Annotated in this window: 5 protein-coding genes and 4 pseudogenes; 1 reads left to right on the top strand and 8 read right to left on the bottom strand. The window is 34.6% G+C overall.

Annotated elements, in window-relative coordinates; translation table 11 throughout:
- Positions 1 to 100 (top strand): IS3 family transposase (locus G4Z05_RS16090; protein ID WP_163252813.1); only part of this gene is annotated, 100 nt, incomplete at its 5' end.
- 370 nt (positions 101 to 470) lie between these two features.
- Here G4Z05_RS16090 and G4Z05_RS16095 read toward each other — a convergent pair.
- From G4Z05_RS16095 to G4Z05_RS16755, 8 genes and pseudogenes are all read right to left on the bottom strand, one after another.
- Positions 471 to 1,559, bottom strand: a complete 1,089-nt coding sequence (locus G4Z05_RS16095) for a polysaccharide pyruvyl transferase family protein (protein ID WP_163252815.1) — start codon at positions 1,557 to 1,559, stop codon at positions 471 to 473.
- Between the two features lie 26 nt (positions 1,560 to 1,585).
- Positions 1,586 to 2,620 carry a glycosyltransferase family 2 protein gene (locus tag G4Z05_RS16100; RefSeq protein ID WP_026073465.1) on the bottom strand — a complete coding sequence of 345 codons (1,035 nt, stop codon included), beginning with the start codon at positions 2,618 to 2,620 and terminating at the stop codon, positions 1,586 to 1,588.
- A gap of 22 nt (positions 2,621 to 2,642) precedes the next feature.
- Positions 2,643 to 3,107, bottom strand: a complete 465-nt coding sequence (locus tag G4Z05_RS16105) for a hypothetical protein (protein WP_163252817.1) — start codon at positions 3,105 to 3,107, stop codon at positions 2,643 to 2,645.
- A gap of 73 nt (positions 3,108 to 3,180) precedes the next feature.
- Complete coding sequence (locus G4Z05_RS16440) at positions 3,181 to 3,609, bottom strand: alpha-helical endospore appendage domain-containing protein (RefSeq protein WP_019155127.1); 429 nt, start codon at positions 3,607 to 3,609, stop codon at positions 3,181 to 3,183.
- A 204-nt stretch (positions 3,610 to 3,813) separates the two neighbouring features.
- Positions 3,814 to 4,677 (bottom strand): annotated as a pseudogene (locus tag G4Z05_RS16115) (IS3 family transposase); the annotation flags it as partial.
- Positions 4,678 to 4,741: 64 nt separating this feature from the next.
- Positions 4,742 to 5,463 (bottom strand): annotated as a pseudogene (istB, locus tag G4Z05_RS16120) (IS21-like element helper ATPase IstB).
- A pseudogene (locus G4Z05_RS16125) lies at positions 5,463 to 6,047 on the bottom strand (Mu transposase domain-containing protein); the annotation flags it as partial. The pseudogenes G4Z05_RS16125 and istB, both read right to left, overlap by 1 nt.
- Before the next feature lie 21 nt (positions 6,048 to 6,068).
- Positions 6,069 to 6,254 (bottom strand): annotated as a pseudogene (locus G4Z05_RS16755) (IS21 family transposase); the annotation flags it as partial.

The raw sequence follows: 6,254 nt of genomic DNA on the forward strand, positions 1-6,254 counted from the left end.
TGATTATGTTCATTGGTTTAATCATATCAGAATTCACGGAACACTTGGGTATTTAAGCCCTATTGAATATAAAAATGAACACCTTAAAAAAGTTGTCTAGTTTAGTGTTGACATACCAATCACTAAGTAGGTTATGAAGGGTACTTCACGTATCCATCAGACCTCCCCGGGTAAGAGTGTAATCTTTCCTTCCATCCATCTGCTTCATTTACTCTGTATCACCTTCGGCAGAAAGGGCTTTGTTTTGTCATGCAAACTCACCCAGTGATACCTAGCCTCATATGAAGTTCGTGTTCCTCAGACCGGAAGTTTGCCGCTCGCTTCCTTCAGATTCCGCGTCACCACGGACACCCTTGTGTTAAGCTAACTGCTACTTCTGCCTTCGCAGCTCGGGACTTTCACCCTATAGATTACACCCATGCCGGGCGCACATGAAAAAGAAGCGCTAACCATCATTGCGCTTCTTTTTTTTAATCTAGAAACAGTTTATTCTTAAAAGGCTCGATTAAACGTTGGTAATAAGTTTCTCTAGCCTCATTCATCTTTTTAAGAAGAGGAGAAGAATTGGATGATATGTCTTGCTCTAAACGTAAAATTTGTTCATCAATATCTACATCATCTGTAGCAATAATATATTTTTCAAGATCAATGGATTTAATAAAATCAAATACTTTGAAGCGGTATCCTAAGGCGATGAACGGGACATTGGCTGCTAATGAGAGGTAATTGGGATGAAGTTTGAAATTAATTGTAAAAGTAAAGTTCTTTATGATGGCTAATAATTCATTATGGGAATATAAGGTTTTATCGAGGATAACGTTTTCTGTTTTATTCAGTTTTGAATAGAGACGCTCCATTGCTTCATAGTCACTTCTCCAAACCGTATATAAATAGATTGTATAGTCTTTTTCAATAAGCTGATTTAGTGCATTAGCTAGCTGATTTTCTACTTTAATCTCATCTTGGCCATATATATTATTGAAACTTGTTCCCCAATTCGCTCCTACAGTTTTTTTGCCCTGGATTTCAGGAAGTATTTTTTGGGGGACTTGATGATTTAAAAGGAATGCGGAGTCTCCACTGATGTATAATTTATCTGTTACACCGTATTGCTTGAGAATCTTAAATGTCAGCGGACCCCTTACACCAGCCCAAACGCTTTCGTGAAATACCTTTTGTACTTTAAATTTCAAGAAATCAGTACCATCCAGGGGAATTTTGTCATTTCTTTCTAATTGTTGAATATAAGACTTGGGAAGCCAATCTATTCCAGTTCCCCACATCATAATTTTTTTATTTAATAACAGACATTGATGTAAATAATCAATGATATATGGATGAACGATATGGTTCTTTCTATTTATTATAGAACCCCCACCTAATACGATTAGATCAAAATCATCTATCCTTACATTTTTTAAATATTTATGCTCAATATTAACACAATCTAGTTTATAGGAGTCTCCCAATGTAGCGAATTGTTCTTTAAACAATTCGTACATTAATTCATCCCCTAGATTTTTATAGCCAATCCATCCGATATAAAGTACTTTTTTCACTATCATTGCTCCTTGACGACATCCAACTACAAATCACTTTCTGGAACTATCATTGCTTTTAAACATAATTGTTTATAATGTTCTGCTTTAAAGCTACCTGCACCCCTTGTAATAAGATAGTCTGTGTGATGTTCTCCTAGTTCCAGACATTTATCAAATGAAGCTATTGCAGCTGGATAATTTTTTATTTGAAATAAAAAAAGCCCTTTTAAAAAATGAAGATCTACATAATCCGGATAAAGAAGAAGAGCCTTATCAATACTAAAACTAGCAACTTCATAGCTCTTCGTCTCAAATAAAATATCATATTTCAAACGGTATAAAAGAGCAGGAGGTGTATATCCTTGCTGTAAAAATCCTAAGATTGATTTATTTATATAGTTAAAAGCTGTTTGATATTCTTTTAATCGATAAAATTCACTAGCTAAATGATATTCAATCCAAGGACTATGAGAACTGTCTTGAAATTCTTTAAAAAGGACCTGTAAATTCCTTCGAGATTTATTTCGTTGGTCTGTAATTTTTTTGAAATAACCATAATGATAAATTTCAGTATCAATACTTACTATATCATGAGATGATTCGAGTGATTGGGGTAGTTGGAGTGTTTCGTGAATTCGATTAGTAAATCGAATACCTACATGATTACGAAATAGTCGTGGCTGGTAATAGATAAAAGCATCTTCTTCTTGAATGGGTAGAGATTGACCGTAATAATTAACAATAGGCATATAAATCATTAACGCATTCGTTTGTTGTATTGCATCTTGTATTAATTTCGATTTTTGAACTTCCAATTTTTCATCAGCATCTAACCATAATATCCAATTACCACTAGCCTTTGATAAACCATAGTTACGGGCTTCTGCAAAATGATCATTCCATTCATAAGAAAAGATAGAAGCATTATAGTTCTTACAAATGTTAATCGTTTGATCGCTTGAGCCCGTATCCACAATAATAATCTCATTAACTAACTTTTGAACACTTTGTAAACATTGTTCAATAAAATCTTCCTCGTTTTTAACAATCATACAGAGTGAGATTGTCTGCGATGTCATTTAATCATCCCATCCGTTATAATTAATGATTCGGTGGTTTCCAAGGAGGAGAAGGTTCTTTCAAAATAATGATTTTAACAGTGGAAGCAGGGTAATAGTTCAGAATCTGAGAGATAATATTGTTGCATAACAATTGATTATCTGAATGGACAAAATGATGTTGCTTAATCAGGTGCTGTAATTTTTTTATTAATAAATAAGTATTATTACTTTCAATTGAATAGTAGGTAAAATGATCATCTGATAAAGGTATTACCTGATTATAGAGATAATGCCGATAATTCATATACATGTGCAGCTTTTCAATTAGGAGTAAAGATTGAATAATTTGTTTTTCAGTTAAATTTTTTTTTTTTTTTGAAGAAATTGCATAGGAATAAACAAAAAAATATTTTATTATCAATTTAATAAATGACTGTATGAAATGGTAATGATTTTCTACCGTTTTCATGACTTTCTTTTCATCGAAACTATGATTTGTTTGCAATGATTCAACTCCTCTCCTAAACGTTTCCTCTCGATTCATATCAATGATGGAAAGGCGTTACAGGCGCTTAATTCTAGCATTCTTTATTCTTTTCTTTACTTTGACACTTTGAACAAATACAAGGAATCACCTTTGTATCCTTACAGATATTATTTTTTTGTTTATCACATTTTTTAGAACATTTGTCTTTATCTTTCGAATCGCATTTTTCATGACATGCCTCATCATCAATTGAAATAACTTCTTCTAACTTAAATTGAAGTAATGTTTGAGAACTGACAATCGATCGCAGCATCTTATTGACGCTTGCATTTAATTTTATATAATCCTCAACGTTACAAGGATCCTTTTTTAAGAAATGTTGTATTTTTTCCCCTTCTGCATTCAAAATATGGGATAAACCAATCTCCTCTAATGCAATGGATGCAAGCAATAAATTGATCGTTTCACAACGGGTTAGTGAGATTTTTGGAGTAATGTTAGGAATAGTAGGTAATGACATATAGATCCTCCAATCCATTTTTGCCTTTATCAAATGACTAGGACGTTCTTTATAATATATGAGTTATGAAATAATTGGTTCCTAGTTATTTGAAATTAGAGTGGATATAAAACAGTTTAAGAAATCACTTTTTTATCGAAAAACTATATGCTTCTCAGACGAATTAGTGTTATGTAATAAGACAAGTGGTATGTCAACACTAGACTAGACAATTTTTTTAAGGTGTTCTATTTTGTATTCAATTGGGCTTAAATACCCCAGTGATCCGTGAATTCTTATATGATTAAACCAATGAACATAATCTTCTAATTCCAACTTTAACTGTTCTAAACTTTCAAAATATTTACCTTTTACAAATTCTGTCTTAATAATTTTAAATGTGGCTTCGGCTACTGCGTTATCATATGGGCAACCTTTCATGCTTAACGACCGTTTAATCTCGAATGTATCTAAAGCTTCATCGATTGTCTTGTTTTTAAACTCGTTTCCTCGGTCTGTGTGAAATAGTTGAATTTGTCTTAAATCAGCTTTAATCGTTGATAAGGCTTGGTAGACTAGTCCAGCATCTTTATTAGGACCGGCACTATGTCCAACAATTTCTCTATTGTAAAGATCAACAAATAGACATATGTAATGCCAATTTTTTTGGACCCTTACGTATGTTAAATCACTGACTACAACCGTTAATTCCTTTTGTTGATCAAATTCCCTATTCAACACATTTTCAACTTTAGATTCATTACATTTATCCACATGTGGCTTAAACTGGGCAACTGTATAGTTTGATACTAGCCCATTTTCTTTCATGATTCGGCCAATACGTCTTCTGGATGCAATTTTACCGAGTTTTTCCAACTCATGTTTTATCTTACGAGTGCCATAGTTCTGGCGGCTTTTATGAAAAATATCGATGATGGTAACAGTAAGTTCATCATCTGATTTAGATTGCTCTTTTGCTTCATAATAATAGGTACTTCTTGGGAGTTGTAGGACGTCGCACATTGCTGATATCGAGTATTTGTGACGATTATTTTTAATCACATTTACTTTCGTCCTAGTATCAGCTTGTTTTTGGCAAGTAGGAAATGTATCAAATGGCAATTAAAAATGTACCACTTGCCAATCCCTATATTTACTTATTGTGTAATAATGATTCTTTATACCGGTAGCTTTCTCCATTAAATACAATTAAATGAGAATGGTGAATCAGCCGATCGATCACAGCTTCCGTTAAGATCGGATCCCCAAATACGTGATTCCACTGACCAAATTGTAAATTCGTCGTCACAATCATGCTCTTTCTTTCATAACACATTGAGATGACTTGAAAAAGAAGTTCTGCCCCCTGTTTATGTAGAGGGATGTACCCTATTTCATCAAGAATCAGAAGATCGAGTTTCTCTATCTGCTTAAAGACCCGGCTCAACGAGCCTTTTTCGTGCGCATCTAGTAAGCTATTCACTAGACCAGTTACCGTATAAAATTTGATGCGCTTCTCTAATTTTTGAATCGCGTTTAAACCAATTAACGTGGATAAGTAGGTCTTTCCGGTACCCACACCTCCATAAAAGATTAGATTTTCTCCATTTTCAATAATGTGCCCGTTTAACAGATATTCTGCTGTGATGCCTTGAGCCATTTGAATGTGGGTCCATTCAAACGGCTTTCCTGCTATTTTAGGCAACGTTGCCTGAGAGAGTAATTGGTAACCTTTCGTTTTTCCCGTTGTTTCACTTCTTGTTCAAAGAGTTGGAGAAGATACTCCTCATGGCTCATTGCTTCGATTTCATGATAATGCTGACGAATCCAGCTTAATTTCAACCGTTTTGCATATTCTCGAATCTTTTGATCCATCACTGCTTCCCTCCTCTAGAAGGGAAAAGCTGATCATAATGCTCTAACCCTCTTGTCGCATTCGGTATGACAGGTAACGAACCTTTCGGTTGAATGATAGGGCGCTGTCCTCGTCCGTTAATAAGTTGATAAAACACTTGTTTAATCGATTCTACAGATGGATGCCCGTTTTCAGAGGCAAGCTGTAAAGCTTGCGTAGGTAACTCAAAATCGTAGTCTTTTAGAATCACCGATAAGAGCTGTAATGCTTGTTGTTTTTCTGACAGCGTACATTGTGTAAAGTATTGTTGCCACAATGGAGGTAACTGCTCGTAAAAACTCGTGTATTTCATCGCTGTCGGTCTTTTCGACATCAACGTTAGATACGGTTGCCATATCATCGATTTTTGTTCATTACCGTAAAGACGTGGATGGCAAACAATCGTGTCATAATCTTCTGTTAGGATCTCGATTCGGTTGTACGAGATTTTTGCCAAAACTGTGGATTGGGCAAAACGCGGAGACGTCGAATAGAGTTTATTTTCCACTCGAATATAGCCATACTTATCAGCTTTTACTTGTTCATACCGCACACACTCATACTCTTTCGCTGGTAACTGTAAAAACTACTCTTTATCTGCCAAATACAGTTCGGCAAGTACAATACCTTTTTGATAATGAAGACGGTTTCGATCCTTTTCTGCCTTTCCCCATAGCGTTTCATTCAGTTGTTCTATGTCATGCACCACAAGCTCCGGAAGAAAGAAGTTGTTTCGAACATATTTCACCATCGATTCCACATGTCCTTTTTC

It is taken from the genome of Neobacillus thermocopriae, from assembly GCF_010975035.1.
GTDB lineage: Bacteria > Bacillota > Bacilli > Bacillales > Cytobacillaceae > Neobacillus > Neobacillus thermocopriae.

Bases quoted from the DNA above. Each gene is read 5' to 3' on its own strand.
- G4Z05_RS16440 (WP_019155127.1), bottom strand. From the start codon at position 3,609: ATGTCATTACCTACTATTCCTAACATTACTCCAAAAATCTCACTAACC.
- G4Z05_RS16100 (WP_026073465.1), bottom strand. From the start codon at position 2,620: ATGACATCGCAGACAATCTCACTCTGTATGATTGTTAAAAACGAGGAA.